This window comes from Shewanella sairae (genome assembly GCF_023283535.1).
GTDB lineage: Bacteria > Pseudomonadota > Gammaproteobacteria > Enterobacterales > Shewanellaceae > Shewanella > Shewanella sairae.
In genome coordinates this window covers 26,406-45,464 of sequence record NZ_JAKILT010000043.1, presented here as the reverse complement: position 1 = coordinate 45,464, position 19,059 = coordinate 26,406, and the positions used below count along the sequence as shown (strand labels likewise).

The 19,059-nt window shown below is 41.8% G+C and carries 17 protein-coding genes and 1 pseudogene; 8 read left to right on the top strand and 10 right to left on the bottom strand.

Going from position 1 to position 19,059, the window contains the following annotated elements; genetic code table 11:
* Positions 1-110: 110 nt before the first annotated feature.
* Positions 111-863, bottom strand: a complete 753-nt coding sequence (locus L2748_RS16665) for a Nif3-like dinuclear metal center hexameric protein (protein ID WP_220781448.1) — start codon at positions 861-863, stop codon at positions 111-113.
* Positions 864-1,111: 248 nt separating this feature from the next.
* On the opposite strand from L2748_RS16665, the gene L2748_RS16660 reads away from it, so the two are divergent.
* Positions 1,112-1,465, top strand: a complete 354-nt coding sequence (locus L2748_RS16660) for a hypothetical protein (protein ID WP_220781449.1) — start codon at positions 1,112-1,114, stop codon at positions 1,463-1,465.
* Positions 1,466-1,562: 97 nt separating this feature from the next.
* On the opposite strand, the gene L2748_RS16655 is transcribed toward L2748_RS16660, so the two are convergent.
* Complete coding sequence (locus tag L2748_RS16655) at positions 1,563-3,440, bottom strand: choice-of-anchor I family protein (RefSeq protein WP_248957718.1); 1,878 nt, start codon at positions 3,438-3,440, stop codon at positions 1,563-1,565.
* A gap of 491 nt (positions 3,441-3,931) precedes the next feature.
* Between L2748_RS16655 and L2748_RS16650 the strand changes: the two genes are divergently transcribed.
* From L2748_RS16650 to ilvN, 3 genes are all read left to right on the top strand, one after another.
* Positions 3,932-5,158, top strand: coding sequence for a multidrug effflux MFS transporter (locus tag L2748_RS16650; RefSeq protein WP_220781451.1), 1,227 nt, complete (start codon positions 3,932-3,934; stop codon positions 5,156-5,158).
* 455 nt (positions 5,159-5,613) lie between these two features.
* The gene (locus tag L2748_RS16645) at positions 5,614-7,335 is read left to right on the top strand and encodes an acetolactate synthase 3 large subunit (protein WP_220781452.1); all 1,722 of its coding nucleotides are present in this window, start codon (positions 5,614-5,616) and stop codon (positions 7,333-7,335) included.
* Positions 7,335-7,829 (top strand): acetolactate synthase small subunit, encoded by a 495-nt coding sequence (gene ilvN, locus L2748_RS16640; protein WP_220781453.1) that lies wholly within the window; start codon positions 7,335-7,337, stop codon positions 7,827-7,829. Before L2748_RS16645 ends, ilvN begins: the two co-directional genes overlap by 1 nt.
* A 133-nt stretch (positions 7,830-7,962) precedes the next feature.
* Here ilvN and L2748_RS16635 read toward each other — a convergent pair whose 3' ends face one another.
* From L2748_RS16635 to L2748_RS16625, 3 genes are all read right to left on the bottom strand, one after another.
* Positions 7,963-8,403, bottom strand: a complete 441-nt coding sequence (locus L2748_RS16635; RefSeq protein WP_220781454.1) for an Hsp20 family protein — start codon at positions 8,401-8,403, stop codon at positions 7,963-7,965.
* A 398-nt stretch (positions 8,404-8,801) separates the two neighbouring features.
* Positions 8,802-10,574, bottom strand: a complete 1,773-nt coding sequence (gene ushA / locus L2748_RS16630) for a bifunctional UDP-sugar hydrolase/5'-nucleotidase UshA (RefSeq protein WP_220781455.1) — start codon at positions 10,572-10,574, stop codon at positions 8,802-8,804.
* 379 nt (positions 10,575-10,953) lie between these two features.
* Complete coding sequence (locus L2748_RS16625; protein ID WP_220781456.1) at positions 10,954-11,634, bottom strand: alpha/beta hydrolase; 681 nt, start codon at positions 11,632-11,634, stop codon at positions 10,954-10,956.
* Between the two features lie 239 nt (positions 11,635-11,873).
* Here L2748_RS16625 and L2748_RS16620 point away from each other — a divergent pair.
* Positions 11,874-12,363 (top strand): annotated as a pseudogene (locus L2748_RS16620) (glutathione S-transferase family protein).
* 4 nt (positions 12,364-12,367) lie between these two features.
* On the opposite strand, the gene L2748_RS16615 reads toward L2748_RS16620, so the two are convergent.
* The 4 genes from L2748_RS16615 to L2748_RS16600 all read right to left on the bottom strand — a co-directional run bounded on the left by L2748_RS16615 (position 12,368) and on the right by L2748_RS16600 (position 15,502).
* Positions 12,368-12,586, bottom strand: coding sequence for a DUF3389 family protein (locus L2748_RS16615; protein WP_220781457.1), 219 nt, complete (start codon positions 12,584-12,586; stop codon positions 12,368-12,370).
* A gap of 87 nt (positions 12,587-12,673) precedes the next feature.
* Complete coding sequence (locus L2748_RS16610; protein ID WP_220781458.1) at positions 12,674-13,156, bottom strand: FKBP-type peptidyl-prolyl cis-trans isomerase; 483 nt, start codon at positions 13,154-13,156, stop codon at positions 12,674-12,676.
* A gap of 154 nt (positions 13,157-13,310) precedes the next feature.
* Positions 13,311-14,174 carry a WYL domain-containing protein gene (locus L2748_RS16605; RefSeq protein ID WP_220781459.1) on the bottom strand — a complete coding sequence of 288 codons (864 nt, stop codon included), beginning with the start codon at positions 14,172-14,174 and terminating at the stop codon, positions 13,311-13,313.
* Between the two features lie 140 nt (positions 14,175-14,314).
* The gene (locus L2748_RS16600) at positions 14,315-15,502 is read right to left on the bottom strand and encodes a lytic murein transglycosylase (RefSeq protein ID WP_220781460.1); all 1,188 of its coding nucleotides are present in this window, start codon (positions 15,500-15,502) and stop codon (positions 14,315-14,317) included.
* 375 nt (positions 15,503-15,877) lie between these two features.
* Between L2748_RS16600 and L2748_RS16595 the strand changes: the two genes are divergently transcribed.
* Positions 15,878-16,237, top strand: coding sequence for a DUF2750 domain-containing protein (locus L2748_RS16595; protein ID WP_220781461.1), 360 nt, complete (start codon positions 15,878-15,880; stop codon positions 16,235-16,237).
* A gap of 138 nt (positions 16,238-16,375) precedes the next feature.
* The gene (locus tag L2748_RS16590) at positions 16,376-17,020 is read left to right on the top strand and encodes a hypothetical protein (protein WP_220781462.1); all 645 of its coding nucleotides are present in this window, start codon (positions 16,376-16,378) and stop codon (positions 17,018-17,020) included.
* Between the two features lie 18 nt (positions 17,021-17,038).
* Here the strand turns inward: L2748_RS16590 and L2748_RS16585 are convergent, their stop codons facing one another.
* Complete coding sequence (locus tag L2748_RS16585; RefSeq protein WP_220781463.1) at positions 17,039-17,983, bottom strand: chemotaxis protein CheV; 945 nt, start codon at positions 17,981-17,983, stop codon at positions 17,039-17,041.
* 220 nt (positions 17,984-18,203) lie between these two features.
* Between L2748_RS16585 and L2748_RS16580 the strand changes: the two genes are divergently transcribed.
* Positions 18,204-18,755 carry an LON peptidase substrate-binding domain-containing protein gene (locus L2748_RS16580; protein WP_220781464.1) on the top strand — a complete coding sequence of 184 codons (552 nt, stop codon included), beginning with the start codon at positions 18,204-18,206 and terminating at the stop codon, positions 18,753-18,755.
* The last annotated feature ends 304 nt before the right edge of the window (positions 18,756-19,059 follow it).

The following is a 19,059-nucleotide window of genomic DNA, read 5'->3' as shown; positions in this document are numbered from 1 at the left end:
AATGAAAACCCCAAACGAGGTGCATGAAAAAGCCAGTTGGGAGTACCAACTGGCTTAATAAAAACCGTCAACCTATTTTAGGACTAGACACGATTTAGCTTAATAAGCTGTTATACCGGGTTCACTATATCAACAAAGTGATGCTCAATTCCGAACTCCTGAGCTAAATGAGCGCCTAGTGCTTGAATGCCATAAAGCTCCGTCGCGTGATGACCAGCGGCGTAATATTGAATCCCCTGCTCTACGGCTAAATGATAAGTGCGCTCAGACACTTCACCGCTAATAAAGGCGTCAATCCCCATGCTCGCTGCAATATCAATATAATCTTGCGCCCCACCAGTGCACCAAGCAACTGTCGACACCATAGCGTTGTCATCACCTAAATGCTGACAACGGCGGTTGAGCTTTTGCGAAATATGCTCATTAAACGCTTTTGCCGTTAATGGCTGAGCTAATTTCCCTTGCCAAATCAAGCCTTGCGCCACACCTTCAATCACTTCAGGCTCAACGATCTCAAGCACTTTAGCAAGCTGGGCATTGTTGCCAACTACAGGGTGCGCATCTAACGGTAAATGGTAACCCAGCAAATTAATGTCATTCATCAATAATGCTTTAATACGTTTTTGCTTCATTCCCACAATAATCTGCGGTTCGCTTTTCCAAAAAAAACCATGATGCACCAAAATCGCATCTGCATTTAATGCAATCGCTTTATCTATCAATGCCTGACAAGCTGTCACTCCGGTCACAATGGTTTTAATCTCTGACTTACCTTCAACCTGCAAGCCGTTGGGCGCATAATCCTTAAAATTGGATATTTGTAAAAAGTCCGCCAGATATTGGCTCAGTTCAGTTCGCGTCATAAATCCGCCAAAAATAGCAAAAAATCCATTTTAACCTATTGTTAGTATAAATAGACAGTTAAGCATCAAGTCACTCGCGGCTTGTACAGATTAACCAATTGAACATTTTTAGTGCGATATTTAACAAAAAATGCCTAAAACATCATAGAAATACAGTCAAATACGGCTAAAATTGGACTTTACAGTACATTAAACGATAAAATCAGTACAAACCTTCAAGTACACACAAAAATAAACAGGTTATTATTATGTCAAAACTGACCAAAGAAGAAGTTATCAGCACACTTGAGGCTGCGCTAACTCAGCGTGATGGCCAAGCTGTTAAAATTGAACAGAAAGGTAGCTGGTACAAAATCGATGGCGGTAAGTCTTTACGCTTTAGTGATTTAGAAGCGATGTTAGCGGAAGTTGGTGGTGAAACAGCGCCTGTTGAAGCTAAAACTGAGAAAAAAGCGGTTGCGGCTAAACCTACAGCAAAAAAGGCGCCAGCTAAGAAAGCTGCTCCGGTTGCTAAAAGTAGTGGTAATCAAGCAGGTAAAACGCCAAAAGAACTTTGGCGTGAAAAGCTTGCCGGTAAAGGGCAATTACCTCGCGGCTTTTAATCTTTATTGATTTAAACCAATCGTATTGAGTGTCCTTAAAGCTCACTCAATAAAAAACTCCGCTACAGCCGTAACGGAGTTTTTTATTTTTAACGGATTAATTTAAAAAACTTAAACCATAGATACTGGTAGTGCCACTCACTTCGTTACCAATGATTAATAAGGGTTCAGCGGTTGGGCTGTCCTTAGCAGCTATAAATTTCATCCCCTCAGGGCCTAAATCACCCGCTAGAGAAGCATCTCCACTCACTTCACCATTATCAGTGTTGATTTCAAAATCTGCTGCATAATTACGATTAACAATATAATCGACAAAACTGACATCAAAAGGGTTACTGATGTCGTAAATCATAAAGCCGCCATTACGCTCTAGGCCAATAAATGCATAACGCTTTCCGGCAATTTCACCGAGTGCGAGAGCTTCAGGCTCGCTCGCTTTGTCATCACTACGACTATCGCCTTTGTTTTCATCATTATTGTTATTAAAATTATCACCTAAAACTGCGGCAGTAATCCTTGAAAAGTCCGAACCAGAATCATAAACCTGATTGCCCTGTTGATCCCAAATCGAAAAAGAGCGGGCGCCATAGCTAATAATCTGGTCGTAATCACCATCCTTATCTAAATCGCCCAAGCTAGTAGTGACTTTTAGGCGACCTAACTGAGTTTTATCTTGTGCGGCTGCTAACTGCGGGTGAGATGCATCTAACAGCAAGTCGTCAGCTCGCGCCTCTTCAGAAAATCCAGTGTAATCTCTGGCATCGCCTTCATTAGCGGTAACAATAAAATTCGCGCCATTCCATTCGAAGCTTTGGATTGTGTCTGGTTGGTACATTCCATAAACATCTTGATAAGCCATTAAATTAACAAGGCCATCTTTATCACTGGCATCTATTTTGTTTTGTGTAAGACCATAATCTTTCAAGCCTAAAGGCAAAATAGACTCAATACTTTTATCGACAAGGTTTATCACCGCAAGTGCATTATTTTCTTGTAAAGACACATAGGCCATGGTGTTATCTTCACTCACCGCAATATATTCTGGCTCCAAATCTTCAGCTACACTCGCTTGAGGGCCATTAATTTTTACCATAGAGCTGAGTTCCGCCGCTCGAGGTCCACCAAGGTTAAAATCCTTAAAGCTCAGTTCTATCGCTTTATCACTTGGTATGCCATCAGTTATCTCTATTAACGAAATACTCCCCTCAGGATCGACATTGTAATCGCCATTAGGCTCACCTTCGTTTGCCACTAACAGCATGCTACCATCTCGATTAAACGTCACATTGTCGGGTAAAAAGCCGACCTCGACTTTGGCGAATAAAACCCCCTCACCGCTTTCATCTAAACGATAAAAGCCAATATAGCCACGACCTTGCTTTGCATTACCTTGACCATCAGCACGCTCTATCGCGACGGCAAGCATATCGTCAAATACGCTTAGGCTATTGACGCCGCCAAGTCCTTCAAGACCTAAATCGACTTGCACATCAATTTCGCTAACTTTGCTTACATTATTTAACGCTAATGCCCCAGCATCAGACACCGCACTATCGACACTTAACTCACTGCCATCTAATACGTCCACTTTTCCACTCTTAGCATTCACTACATATATACGCTTAGATTGACGATGAAAATCGACAATCTCTGCAGCACTTAATCCATAAATACCGCTCTGATAGCGGCCAATTAAGCTCGCTGTTAACTGTCCAGTGGTTTCATTACATAAGTATTTTGTTTGTAGCGCATCAACCTCATCTTCATCGAGTAGATTATTGCCGTTTACATCAAGTCCAGTTTTAATAACTTGACCACCTAGTGGGCAACTCGCAGCACCTATTGCAAGCTGCTCCACATTAATAAGCGCGTTCACGCCATCTGTACCCGCAGCTCCATTGTCACCATCGTCTGAGCATGCTGTCAGTAAACTAGCACTGACCAATATCGAGATAAGCTTAATTTGGTTATTCATTCTGAGTCCCTTTATGCAACACAACAAAGATAACTTGAGTGTTGATTGCATTTTATTATTCAACGTTGCTTTTAAAGGCACCCAAGCTATGACGGCCACAAGACATAAAGATGACAGAAGTGAGACAGTTAGATGACTGGTTTATAACTAGATTTAAGAGCAAATGCTTTTAGTTACAATTTGAACAGATATAGAAGAGTAATAAGCCTGTTTTAACATTGATTAATATGTTTAAAGCGTTAATATATTTGCATCTGACACCATAATCCTTCAACAAGATAATGGCGTTTCTTTCATTCACTAAATAGGGCTCCCTGTTTAGTCCGTAATGCAAGCCACCAGATCAAGTACTAACATCGTTAAGCGCCTATTTGAATCTATCCGCCATCGCATTTTGATGTGATAGCCTTAAGATCAAATGTTGTGCTTTAACACATAAATGACGTCATCCTTGCTACTCAAAGTCGTAGTCTTTAATCATTGAGGTACCGTTGAATAACTCAACCAATAACCAACATTCTCAACAATTTCCTTTTGGTGCCAGCTTAGCGCTACTTATTCCTATGTTGTCAGCCATAGTAGCGATTACGCCCCTAGCCATTGATATGTATTTACCCGCAATGGCAACGCTGGCCACGAGTTTTAATACCGACATCACTCTAGTGCAGCAATCATTAAGTTTATATCTCGGAGGCTATTCTCTAGGGATGCTGTGTTTTGGGCCACTTGCCGATAGATTTGGCCGAAAAAGGCTGGTGATTATTGGTCTAGTAGGCTTCATGCTAGCAAGCTTAGGGTTAGCGTTTGTCACCACAATTGAAAGCTTTTTGGCTTTGCGCTTTATTCAAGCCTTTATTGGTGCAGCTGCCACTGTTGTAGTGCCTGGCTATATAAAAGAACTTTATGGTAAAAATACCGCTAAAGGTATGTCCTATGTCAGCCTGATTATGATGTTAGCGCCGCTTATTGCTCCAAGCATTGGCAGCTTGATTTTAGAACTCGGTGATTGGCATTTAATCTTTTTTATTCTCGCTTTTTATGCGCTCATTTTGTTGATTTTAGTCAGTTTCAAACTCAATATGCCTAGTGACAAAGATAGTACTAGTCGCAGCCAGCAAACCTTTTTCGGTGCGTATGCAACGGTGTTTACCAAAAAAGGTGTAAAGTTTAATATCGCCAGTGGCGTGCTGACCTCATTTGCATTTTTCTGCTATTTAACCGCATCACCGTTTGTTTATATGGAAGTGTTTGGTTTAGACAAATCAGTATTTGCAATTTTATTTAGCATTAATGTGGGTGCATTAATGCTAGCCAATGTCGTCAATAGCCGCATAGTGGGTCGATATGGTTCAAAACGTATGTTAAAAGTGGCTACCTTTTTTGGCGCCATAGCAGGTATTGCTTTACTAACGGTTAACTTATTAGGTCTTAGCTACCTGTTTACTGTGATTATGCTATTGCCGTTAATGGCTTGTTTGGGGGTCATGTCGGTAAATGCTGATGCCATTGTATTGATGAAGTTTCAAAAAGAAACCGGTACCGCAACAGCTGTTATTGGCACGCTTCGTTTTGGGTTTGGCGCGTTAGCAGGACCATTACTTGCTCTATTTTATACGGGCACAGCGGTGCCCTTTTCTGCATTGATGCTGTCAGCGGTTATTCTTGTTGGTCTATGTCAGTTCTTAAGCCGCCATGAGCCGAGTATTACTGCAGATTAACCGGCATGAAATAGGACTTGTCAAAAACGCTTGTTAAAGATGCCGCTTTAAAGCCTAAATAGGCCTTAAAGCGGCGATAATCCACCTAGAAAGACGACTTACATCCTGCATAAGCAAATCACTAACTCAATAGCTTGCTTCCTCTAGGCATATACGTCAGTTTCATTACCGGGTTTTATCTCTCATTCGCTATTATTCTGTTAGCGATAATGAAAATTCTTCAAGCAGAACAACTTTTCAATTAAAGCACTTGTAATAAGCCAAGGTTTTTATATGATGAAAATACATTCAGTTTGAATGCTTGCCGAGCAATTTCATTGCATTGATTAATCTTTACCTAAGATTGTCACGGCACTTGGAGAGCAAAGATTACCGTCTTAGCTTAATTATTAGAGCGATTACCGTCGCTGTATCGAGATACTGCATACCGTCGCGGTAACTTAAGAGGAAGTGCTATGGAGAAGTTATCAGGCGCCAGCATGGTCGTCCGTTCTCTTATTGATGAAGGTGTTAAACATATATTCGGCTATCCAGGCGGTTCCGTTCTGGACATCTACGATGCCTTACATGAAAAATCCACCATTGAACATATTCTAGTGCGCCATGAACAAGCCGCTGTGCATATGGCTGATGGTTATGCCCGTGCCACTGGCGAAGTCGGCGTCGTGCTGGTGACTTCAGGTCCTGGTGCAACCAATACCATTACCGGCATTGCTACCGCTTATATGGATTCTATTCCATTAGTGGTCATTTCAGGCCAGGTTCCAAGCAACCTTATTGGTAATGATGCATTCCAAGAATGTGACATGATAGGTATTTCTCGCCCAGTAGTTAAGCATAGCTTTTTGGTCACAGATCCAAAAGATATCCCCGCTATCCTCAAAAAAGCATTTTATATCGCATCGAGTGGCCGCCCAGGTCCCGTCGTTATCGATATTCCTAAAGATTGCATGAATCCTGCTATTTTACATGATTATCAATATCCTGAAGATATCAGCATGCGCTCGTACAACCCGACGACTTCTGGCCACAAAGGTCAAATCCGCCGCGGTTTACAAGCCCTGCTCAATGCAAAAAAACCGGTACTGTATGTTGGTGGCGGCGCGGTGATTTCCGGTTGTGATGCGCAAATATTGGCGCTTTCAGAAAAGCTAGGGATCCCTGTTGTTAGCACACTCATGGGCTTAGGTGCCTTTCCTGGCACCCATAAAAATAGCGTGGGAATGCTAGGCATGCATGGCTGCTATGAAGCCAATATGGCGATGCATAATAGTGATTTGATTTTTGGTATCGGCGTTCGATTTGATGATCGCACCACCAACAATGTCGAAAAGTACTGCCCTAACGCTAAAATCTTACATATTGATATCGACCCGTCATCGATTTCAAAAACAATTCGGGTAGATATCCCTATTGTTGGTTCTGCAGAGAAGATATTAGACGATATGCTGATGCAGATTGAAGCTAACGACTATGGTATTACCGACGCTGCTGCAAACGATCAGTGGTGGAGTGATATTGCCAAGTGGCGCGCAGTTGATAGTTTAAAATACTCAACTAACGATAAGAAGATTAAGCCACAACAAGTGATTGAGGCCTTACATAAGCTTACCAACGGTGATGCTTATGTCGCCTCTGATGTAGGCCAACATCAAATGTTTGCCGCCCTGTATTATCCCTTTAATAAGCCTCGTCGCTGGATCAACTCAGGTGGACTAGGCACCATGGGGTTTGGTTTGCCCGCTGCATTAGGTGTGAAATTAGCCATGCCCGAAGAAACCGTCATTTGTGTAACTGGCGACGGTTCAATTCAAATGAATATTCAAGAGCTATCAACGGCGCTGCAATATGATATCCCGGTGATTATCGTTAATCTTAACAACCACTTCCTAGGTATGGTTAAACAGTGGCAAGACATGATTTATGCCGGACGTCACTCGCAATCCTATATGGATTCTGTGCCTGATTTTGCAAAAATATCTGAAGCGTATGGCCATGTTGGCATGACAATCAGCAACCCAGCTGAATTAGAAGCCGGTTTAGCAAAAGCACTCAGCATGAAAGACAAGCTAGTGTTTATGGATATTCATGTTGATGAAACCGAACACGTGCACCCAATGCAGATCCGCGGTGGAGCAATGAATGAAATGTGGCTGAGCAAAACGGAGAAAAGCTAATGCGTCGTATTATATGTGTATTACTTGAAAACCAGCCCGGCGCCCTTTCTCGAGTAGTCGGCCTCTTTTCACAGCGTGGTTATAATATTGAGACGTTAACCGTAGCGCCAACCGAGGATATGACGTTATCGCGTTTAACTGTCACCGTGAATGCTGACGAATATGTTTTAGAGCAAATTGAGAAGCAATTACATAAGTTAATTGATGTACTTAAAGTCTCTAACATCACTGAATCTGCCCATGTAGAAAGAGAGCTAGCGTTAATTAAAGTCAAAGCACATGGTGAAAACCGTGAAGAAGTGAAACGATTAGCCGATATTTTCCGTGGTCAAATCGTCGATGTCACTCAAAGTCTCTATACGGTGCAGCTTATCGGCACCACTGAAAAGCTCGATGCTTGTATTGCAGCGCTTGCGGATGTAACCAAAGTTGTGGAGATCTCACGCTCGGGTGTCGTAGGCTTAGCTCGCGGCGAAAAAGCCATGAAAGCCTAACCACTGAAAAGCACTTAACGCCCAATAAGTTAAGTGCCTACGTTATTTAGGATGGGGCAAAGATAGCAAAAGGGAGCCAATTGGCTCCCTTTTTAATTTTGAGTATTAGCTTGCTAAATTAGCGATAAATACATTATTCAGCGTCAAGTAGTCTTGAGGTCGCAATTTCAATCTTTCTTGGTTTCATCGCTTCTGGGATCTCACGTTTAAGATCAATATTCAATAAACCGTTTTCAAGATTGGCGCCAATAACTGTGACGTAGTCTGCAAGCTGGAAGGTACGCTCAAATCCGCGCTCAGCAATACCCTGGTAAAGATATTTACGCGCTTCTTTCTCTTCCGCCTTGGTGCCCTTCACTAATAGCTTGTCACCTTCGCTGGTGATATCGAGTTCATCCATGGTAAAACCGGCAACAGCCATAGTAATACGATAACGATGTTCGTTTATCAATTCGATATTGTAAGGTGGGTAACCTGAGTTACCTTTATTAGATGCCGCATGCTCTGCAAGTTGTGCCAAACGGTCAAATCCAATTGCGCTGCGGTATAGTGGGGTTAAGTCGTAATTTCTCATGGGTATATCCTTGTCTTAAGCAATATATAAAAGTAAGTTGGCCGACGTTTTTCGCACCGATAGTGAAGCGCTATTAACACTTCTTATCTAAATACTGCCCCGAAGGCGCAGAGTTTAGATATCTCGTTAGGTCCTCATTGAGCGACCTTATTAACTATATATGGATGGGCTTTAAGGTTTTCAAGGGAAAAATTAAATTATTTGTATATTCCGATAGAATTCTCCTGACTTATACATTCGAGAATAGGCTTGGTAAAAATAAAAAATCCAGCACAGACAAAGTCAGTACTGGATTTTATAGATCATGGTTTTAGTGGTTAAATTGCTTGATTAATACCAAACGATTTAAGCGTACTCACTATGATTACAGAGCTAAATTACAGAGCTAAATTATTGAACTATTTAGCACAACTGTTAACTTCTGAACCACCACGGAAGAACTTAGGGTGACCGCCATTTGCAGGTGCGTATTCAGCCACTTTAATGCTTGGGTTTTTCTCAAAGTATTCACGTAATACTGATGCATCGCTACGCTGTGTATCGATGTAGTTTGCGTGAGCTGTTACCACAGGGTAATCATCGCCGCCTTTAGCGCTGAAGTTAATCAATGAGAAAGTGTAGTTATCATCTAACTTAAATTCACGACCACCAAGTGATGTAATCTCAACAATGTCTGCTGAAGTTGCATCTGGATTAATTTCTACCGCGTCACAGCTAACGTTCATTTCTAGTGGGTATAGCTGCGCCATACCACCACCAGTTTTAAGAGCGACATTTGCTAGGTAGTCTTGTACTTCTGTACCTGACATAGTGACAAAAGCAACGTCATTAGCAAATGGCTGTACTGTTAGTACATCACGGTAAGAAATAGTGCCTTCAGCGATTGAATCACGGATACCACCAGAGTTCATCACACCAAAATCTACTGTCGCTGCAAAGTTAGCAGAAACCCAATCAGCGTAAGCACGAGTTAATAGCTGGCCTAAGTTTGTTTGCTCCGTACGAACAACATTACGGTCACCTTCAAGCTTACCGTCTGTGCTTGAGATATCAACATCTAACAGCTCTTGACCAAGATCTTGATAGTGCTGCAGCGCATCGATTACTAGTTGGTCTTGTTCAATCTCTTCAGTGATGAAAACAAGCTCTTCTTGCTCATTCTCTTCTTTTAGGTTAATTGGAATTAGCTTATAGCTAGCTAGAGTCAATTCACCATTAATGTATTCAAAGTCTGCACGACCAACATATTTGCCCCACTCATGGGCTTGCATGATGTATGTACCGTTCTTTTGGTCTGGCTTACATTCATCACCTGGTTTGAAGTCAGCATAACCATCGCCTTCCATACAAACTGGATTTTGTGAATGACCACCGATAATCGCTTGCAGTTTACCCTTCGCTACTGACTCAGCAAGTTTAACATCGCCAGGTGCTTCAGTACCGTGCTCACCATTTGCATAGTGACCCATATGAGTCAATGCAAATACCATATCAACAGTTTCGTTAGTTTCAATTTCTGTTAATACTTTTTCGATCTCAACTTGCGGATCAGTAAAGTGCAAGCTTGCTACGTTGTCAGGGCTCACAACCTTTGGTGTATCAACAGTCGTAAAGCCAATGATAGCCACTTTTAAACCATTGATTTCAAAAATGCGGTAAGGTTCAAAATAACGCTCGTCAGTAGGCTGACCTTCACTGTCTTTCTTGTAAATGTTAGCCGCTAACATAGGGAATTTTGCGATGTTAGCCTGCATGTCTAATACAGATAAAGGATTATCAAATTCGTGGTTACCGACAGCCATAGCGTCATAGCCAAGTAAACCCATACCGATAAAGTCAGGTACCGCATCTTGCATGTCAGATTCTGGAACACCTGTGTTGATGTCACCGCCCGAAAGCAAAATCGACTCACCACCTTCACGCTCAACTTCGTCGCGAATATTGTCGATAGCTGTTTTACGCGCAGCCATACCGTATTCGCCATCTTTGTTCTGCCAAAAACGACCATGGTTATCGTTAGTATGAATAACAGTGAAAATAGTACAGGCATCGCCCGCATCAGCACACGCAGCAGAAATGTATGAGTTATCCTTGTCATTGTCGCTACCACATGCTGTTAATGCACTAACAACTGCCGTAGCAACTAACCCTTTAAGTAAAGTCTTTTTCATTACAATCAACCCCTTGATTATTTTTTATAATTCGTTTTATTAATTGTTTAGCAAAAAGCATCATTTCCTTTTGCTGGTCGCCATCTTAGCAAAGCTTAGGCAAAATATGTGTCACATTTATTACACATCGTGTTCTAAACGACTCTTTTATAAACGATTTAACAGATTAACTGTTCATGATTAAGAACATGCTTACAAATGTGCAATAAACATCGTAACCATAAAAATTGAACCGTAGATAAAGACTATTAAAAACCATACAAAATCAGAATATTAAATGTAAATTTAGACTTACTTACGACAAGGCGGGATTGTTTTGATATGAAAACAGGGCGAACTTGGTTTTTCGCCCTTGGAAGAGGAATAATTAGCAATAAATTCACTTTACGTGTGAAAGGACGGCCTGTAACCAGTTGGAGATATCACGAATTTGCTCAGGTACCACGCTATGGCCCATGTTATAAGTTGTCCAACTTGTAGCGAAGCCAGACTTTTTAAGTAGCTCATGTGCAAGAGAGCCTGCGCTTAATGGCACAACCTCATCATCAACACCATGGTGCTGTAAAATAGCGGTTGTTTTATTGGTATCGGCAAGCGCTTCAGGCAAAGCATCGCCACTGGGTAAATAACAAGACAAAGCCATAATACCTGCCAGCTTTTTATCTAATCTCAATGCCGTAAATAAGCTCATTACGCCACCTTGGCTAAAACCTGCCAAAACGATATTTTCACTTGGTATTCCACTCGCAATTTGCTCTGCTATCAGCGTTAGGATCTGTTGCTCACTTTGTAAAACGCCGCTCAAGTCAGCCCTATCATGCAGATCCATACTTTTAATATCGTACCAAGCTCGCATCACGTAACCGCCGTTAATCGTCACGGCTTGCTCTGGAGCATGAGGGAATACAAAGCGGATAGCATGATCTTCGCCTAAACCTAATGCTGGCACGATTGGCGCGAAACCTGCGCCTGAATCTCCTAGTCCGTGTAGCCAGATCACGCACGCTTTGGCGCTAACCTTAGGTTCAATCGTAATACGCTCAAGTGTAGTGTTAGACATTTTTTCTCTTATTATGTAAACAATTTAGATAATAGAATCATACCAGTCGATAACGCTCTAGCCCATACTCTCTAAAAAGTTAACCATAGAATCAGGTTAACTCGTTAGCCCTCCCCCTTTTGCTAACTAACGTGCAAGCCTAAGACTGTCAGCGATAAAAAATACCTGTTCATTCTTCTTTGAACATTTCTCAATTACGCTTAACCTTTGTCCTATCACTTAAAAAAGGAAGCTAGATAATGGGACTTCTTCAGAATGGAAAATGGGTAGAACAGTGGTATTCAACTAAAGAAAGTAATGGTGAATTTCAACGACAGGAATCAAGCTTTAGGCACTGGGTCACGGCAGATGGTAAACCTAAGCGAGCCGGTACTTTGGGTTATAAGGCTGAATCAAACCGTTACCATTTGTATGTCTCCCTCGCCTGTCCTTGGGCTCATAGAACACTTATCATGCGCAGTCTTAAACAATTGGAACAGGTTATTAGTGTGTCAGTGGTTGAGCCGCACATGCTCAGCAATGGTTGGGAGTTCGCAGGAAAAAATCAATAAAAAACGCATCATCGATTACCCTAATCTACAACGATACGTTAAGGCGATTTATCAAACGCCTAGTATTGCGGCTAGCGTTAATTTTGAGCATATTAAACTGCATTACTATTTTAGCCACGACACAATCAGTCCGACTCGTATTGTGCCTGAAGGCCCTAGTCTCGACTTTAACAGCTAGTTAATTAGCCTATACCTAGCTCACCTTTTACCTCTTGTAGCTGTTCGTTTGAATCCAGCTTAATGTTCCAACGAACAGCGCCAGCATCAGCGACTAGCATTAAGGCATCATCATGAAACTTGATGTCATCAACCATTGCGTATAACAGGCAACCATTATCAAGCCGCGCCTGTATTTCAAAGGGTGAAACAATTAACTTACCTGCAGAAAACGCAATAACCATGATTTACCGACTCTGTGTAATACTAATACGTCAATAAAAAGCCCGACATCAGTCGGGCTTAATCAACAACTTGTAAGCGAATTAAGCTTAGTGGTGGTGACCACCTTTACCATGGGCGTGACCATGAGCGATCTCTTCGCTCGTTGCGTCGCGTACATCCATCACTTCTAAGTCAAAAGTCAGTTCACGGCCAGCGAGCGGATGGTTAACATCCACAGTTGCCATAAATTTACCCACTTTTAAGATAGTCACTTGGCGTTGACCTTGATCAGTGCTGATCAGTGCGCGCATGCCCGGCTTCCAAACACTCGCGCCTTGAAGATGTTTAACAGAAACACGCTGCTCAGCATCTTCATTACGTTCACCATAGGTTTCAGTTGCAGGTAAAGTCACTGAAAATTTAGCACCGACTTCTTTGCCAGCCAATGCATCTTCAACGCCAGGCATCATATTGTCATGACCATGAAGATAAGCAATTGGATCTAACCCTTCGTTAGTTTCTAATACTTCGCCCTGCTCATCACGTAATGTGTAGTTAAACTGCACAACTGAATCATCTTTAATATTCATGGTATTCCTTAACTCTAATTTAATGGCTGCAGCTTACCAAAACTCACTGCAAGGCTCTACTTTATATTGTATTTGCTGACGGTTTCGCCCACAAGAGCGATGCTAACTAAGGTTAAACCAGCCTATTTAGGCTTCATGCTTAAGCTTCATGCTGCTAATACTTGGCGCCAGGCACAATCGATAGATGTTCAATTTGCTCAAGTACTGCGTGATTCGCTAAAGCTAATTGGCACACTCCTGAGTTAATCTGATGCTTAGCAGAGCAATCAACGCTCCACTGGCGCAGCAGGTAACCAGCTAATGCCGCTCGGCAGGTTAATTTAAGCTGTTTATCTTGCATCTGATAATCAAGTTCTATTGCCTCTGGATGCGATAACGACGGATGAGCAATCAAGGTTAATTCAACTTCTTGATGCCAATAACTATCCTTATCACTGGCTTCTAGCTCGCCCACCTCCGTCATACTTTCGCTGATTGTTTTAATTCGCGTCGCAACAAAATCAGTGAATATTGAATGACTGCGGTCAAATGCACGAACGTGCCAACGTTGACCATTATTCACCAAAGCATGGGGTACAATTTGTCGACGCTTTTCACCGGAAGACACTGACACATAAGTAATATCAAGTGCTTTATTATCTTGTATCGCGCGCATCAAGGCCGCAATAACAACAGTGTCGGGATGAATCAACTGTAATGCATCAATACACACTTCACTTGGCTGTACAGGATGTGATAATCCATCTCCAAAGCCTTTAGCTAGACCATGTAATATCGATTCGGGTTGATGAGAGAACAAAGGCACAAAAGACGCTAAACGATGATAACTTTTAGTTTGATGGACCAAACGCATGTTGTCCGGTGCCAGTGTTTTATATAACTGAAAGTCTCGCGTCGCAGCGGCAAGTCCAGTGGCAAATTTAGTAATCATATCTTGACGAGAAACCTTGCCAAAGTATTGCAAACTAAAATCGATAAACGCTAGACGCTGTCGCTGTGCATGTGATAAATCGTCCATGTAACTCCTATCAAAATAACCAACAAACGTTAGCTAATTTAAGCGAGCAATAAAAAAGATGCAATCTTTATGATTGCATCTTTTTATCTGTAAACGCGGTGGCTTACCCTATGCCTAATTTGACATCAATGAAGTAAAAGCTAATTGACTTTCAAGGCTTTAAAAGTCGCTTCATCTGGGTAGCCATCGGCCACTAAGCCCTGCGACTTTTGATAAGCTTGTAAGCCTTTCACTGATTTTGAGCCTAAAATACCGTCCGGCTTACCGACATCATAGCCTTGAGCATTAAGCTGTTGTTGTAGCTCTTTGACTCGGGCGCGGCTCAGGTTTGGCATCTTAGGAGGCGCCACATTTAACGCCACGCCACCGTTAATTCTATCGGCAAGGTGACCGACGGCAATCGCATAGAATGTTGAACGATTCCAACGCATGATCACATCGAAATTATCGTAAGCAAGAAATGCTGGACCGGTATGCCCAGACGGCAAATAAAGCGCAGCCTTCATATCAGGCGTACTCAACGGCTGACCATTTGTTTGGGTTATCCCCAACTCAGCCCAACGCGTTAATGGTTGCGCCTGCGCCTTACCTAGGTGCGCATAGGAAAAGTCTGCAGGTAAACTCACTTCTCGCCCCCAGCGTTCATTGCGCTTCCAACCTAAATTTTGTAAAAAGTGCGCCGCTGAAGTTAATGCATCTGTGGTGCTATTCCATAAATCCGCTTTACCATCACCATCGCCGTCTACCGCATACTTAGCATAAGCAGAAGGCATAAACTGGGTATGCCCCATCGCGCCAGCCCACGAACCAACCATGTCACTTTCGGCAAAGTTATAACGCTCTTTAAGCTTTAACGCTTGCATCAACTCTTGGGTAAAGTAAGTGCTACGTCTTGGGTCACACGCTAATGTTGCCAGCGAATCAAGCACTGACATTTTTCCTTTGTAAGAGCCAAAATTTGTTTCAAGCCCCCAAAATGCCAATAAGTACTGCGGCGGAACACCATATTCCTTGGCAAGTTTATGTAAGAGTTGCTTATGCTCTTGATATAATTTTCGGCCTTGGGCCACACGCCATTCTGTTACCCGCTTGGTAAAATAGTTTTCAAAAGACTGACTGAACTCAGGCTGCTTGTTATCAAGCTCAATAACTCTGGGTACATATTTAACTTGTGCCAATGTGGTATCAATGGTGTTTTGCGATAAGCCTTCGGCTTTTGCGGTTTGTTGCAGATCGGCGACACAAGTTGCCCAATTTGGCTGCTCTGTAGCCATTGCAGCAGAACTGCTTAAAAGAAGCGCCGTAGCCAGGGGGATTGATTTAAACAATAGAAGACTCCCAAAAATGATGACTGTAACGTATAAAGTGACTTGAAAGAATTAACCCTACCTTAAACTTACTTAATTTAAAGGTGACCGCCTCTTCAATTAAACATAGGTTCAAGTAAAACTTGATGCTTTCAATATCAATAACCATACTATGATAACTGCATAATATAGCCTAAATTCACTTAAATATTGCGCCTAGATAACCTTTTCGTTGCAACCGCCTAAATTACACTCAAAAGACAGACCATTATCGAATATGCGCCTTTTTGACTTGAGATAAAAACACTAAATGACTTGCTAAAATGCCAAGCCAACTGCAGACTACTAGTCATTGAGTACAGGCTCATTTATATCTAACCAAACAAGAGATTAATCATGACTGAAATGACTCCTGCATTAGAAAACTTCATCAATAACGTAAAGCAATCCCAAGTTGTTTGGGGCCTTCAAGATGAAAGCGGTGAAGGCTGGGTTGTTTGTGACTCTTCTGAATATGAAGCCACTGACGTGATGCCTTTATGGTCTGAAGAAGCTCAAGCAAAAAGCCACTGCACAGAAGAATGGGAAGGCTATTCAGCTGTAGCGATTACCTTAGAAGAATTTCTTGAGTATTGGGTAAGCGACCTAAATGACGACGGCGTGCTTATTGGTGTTGACTGGGTTGCAGAACAAGAATGCCAAGAAGTCGATCCTATCGTGCTTGCCACATCACTAGTCGGCGTTGAAAAAGAATAATCAATAGTAACCTTCATTGGTTACATTACGATTGACTCCAGAGCGTACAATTTAACCCATTGTACGCTCTGTTTTTATATAGCCTTATTGTCTATCCATATTCACACAGTAGTAGCCTTTACTTTAAGGAGTAATGTTTTGCTCGATATAGCGCCATTAATTGATATCCCATTTGACCGCAGACATTGCTGCTGGTTTTGTGGTGAGCCAAGTAATCAAGAGTGGAGTTATATAAAAGAAGCTCATACCCCGCACCCATCCCTCACGGTGCCATGTTGTAAAGAATGCCTTCGTCTCGCTAAGCAACATAAGCTAACTTCTATTTGGGACTGCAATATGGCGGTAAAGGATGAGTTGATGCGCATCTACGAAAAGCATTTAGTCATAGGTATCAACTGGACTAAGCAAGAATTAGAAGAATCTGAGTTTGAAGATAAAGTCTTTGGCGGCTTTAAAAAAAGTGCTTGGATGATGTATGAAATCGCTAGAGACAGAGTCAATTATAGTGGCTGGACACTCAGTTTAAACGGCATCGTCTTAGATGATTATGGTTACAATGCCTCGTTTAGCTTTGATGGGGTTAATTACCGCTCGGTTAGCCAAGCGATTCAATTTTACGCAAAGCAATTCACCCTTGATAAACGCTTTTTGGAAGATGTCATAGCAATCGTTGGTAAGAATAGATTCGGTTATGCAGTGCGCATTGCCCAAATTAATATTGCCGCTGTACCTGAGTTGAAAAAGCAAGTGCTTAGCGATCTGCGCGAAGAGCACGCTAGCTAAACTAGCATGCTCATTACCTTAATTTGATAAGGCTTCTCTCAGCCTATCTTGAACGACCTCAACCAGAAGATCCGGTTGAAATTTAGAAATAAAACGATTACAACCAACCTTCTCAACCATAGCGTTATTAAAGCTGCCACTTAACGAAGTATTTAACGTAATAAATAGATCCGCCATACGTTTATCACTTCTAATTTCGTGTGTCAGTTTATAACCGTCCATTTCCGGCATTTCCGCATCTGTAATCAGCATTAATATGTGATCGGTTATCAATTTTCCTTCATCACACCAGCTTTTAAGCAGATTCAGCGCCATCAAACCGTCGGTTGCTTCAATCACTTCCAAACCTAGCTGTTCAAGTGTTTCACGAACTTGCCTTCTCGCGGTCGCCGAGTCATCAGCGATTAGGACTTTTCTGCCATACATAGCAGGCAATAGCTGTTCATCTAACACCCCTTCCGATAAGCAAATATCATAATGAATGATCTCAGCCAGTACCTTTTCAACATCAATAATTGAAACCAGTTCCTGCTTGTCTTGATACTCAATCCGTGTAATTGCTGTCAGGTAATTATCGCGTCCAACCGTTTTAGGTGGCGGTAATATATCTCCCCAAGTCAGATTGACAATATGCTCCACTTTATCAACCAAAAAACCCTGAACCGAACGGTTATACTCGGTAACAATCAAATTACTTTCAGGGTGAATAACTGACGGTCTAAAACCAATTGCTCTGCGCAAATCAATAACCGGGATTGATAAGCCACGAAGGTTAGCGACGCCAATAATGCTGCCATGGCTTCCTGGCATGGTGCTTAATGGAGGAACTTTAACCACTTCTTTAACTTTAAAAACGTTAATGGCAAATAGTTGAGTGGCACTAATTCGAAACAGTAATAACTCAAGTCGATTTTCACCAACCAGTTTTGTGCGTTGGTCGACACTTGCTAGCATTTGAGTCATCAGGGATCCTTGTTTTTCTCATTCTGGCCTTAGGTTATATTTTTTTAACACATAAATCATGTACCTACCCCACAAATTAGTGCCAAGAACAAGATTAATTTAAAATCAATTGCTGAATTTAGCCTCCAGCTCGCACGAGCAAAACATTCATCATAGATAAACTGATCGAGATGCTTGCGGTTAACGTATCAAGTGATAGTCATTTCTCATAAGAAGTATTATGAAATTACCGCTTTTTCCATTACAGATATGCATCTTGCCCGATGGCTTTACTAAGTTAAGGATTTTCGAGCCGAGATACCAAAGACTCGTAAAAGAGTCATTGAAAAACGATCTTGGCTTTGGTGCTTGTATGCTCGCAGAAGACAGCAAAACACTTCTCCCCGTAGGTACACGCTGCAAAATCATAGACTTTGAAACATTGGAGGACGGCTTACTTGGCGTAACAGTAGTCGGTATCGAAAAGTTTGAATTAGGTACTTATACTATTGAAGATGACGGCCTAAAAAGAGGCAATGTTACTCCAGTCCCTAGCTGGGAAGCTCAGCCCATTACCGAACAACAAGTAAAATACACGTCTATTTTAAAAGACTTGCTTGCAGAGTATCCAGAACACCTAAGCCAATATAAACTTTCGGACTTCACTAACTTGAGCTGGGTTTGTCAACGTTGGATAGAGATCTTGCCACTGACCCCCACTGAAAAACAGCATTGTATTGCTGCCAAAGATCATCAGTTAGCATTAACCATGCTAAATAACGTCTTAAAATAATTTTCAAATAAAATCATCATATTAGAAATATTTTTAAATACCCAATTAAACAATAAGCAAATAAAAATAATGACTTACGCCGTTTGAAAATACATGTTCCTGACATACTGTGCCAAATAGTATAAAAATCAATGGCTCGTCAGGAACCACTTAAAAAAGTTTGTCACTTATCAAAATAACCTGATCCATTTTTTGCTGCTCGGCGTATATAACGATGAATTTGGTGAAAATCACTGCTCACCCCCTTAAAAGAGTGGCAAAAATGGAAAATATTCAATCGCATCGTCGCCGAAGCAGTTATGAT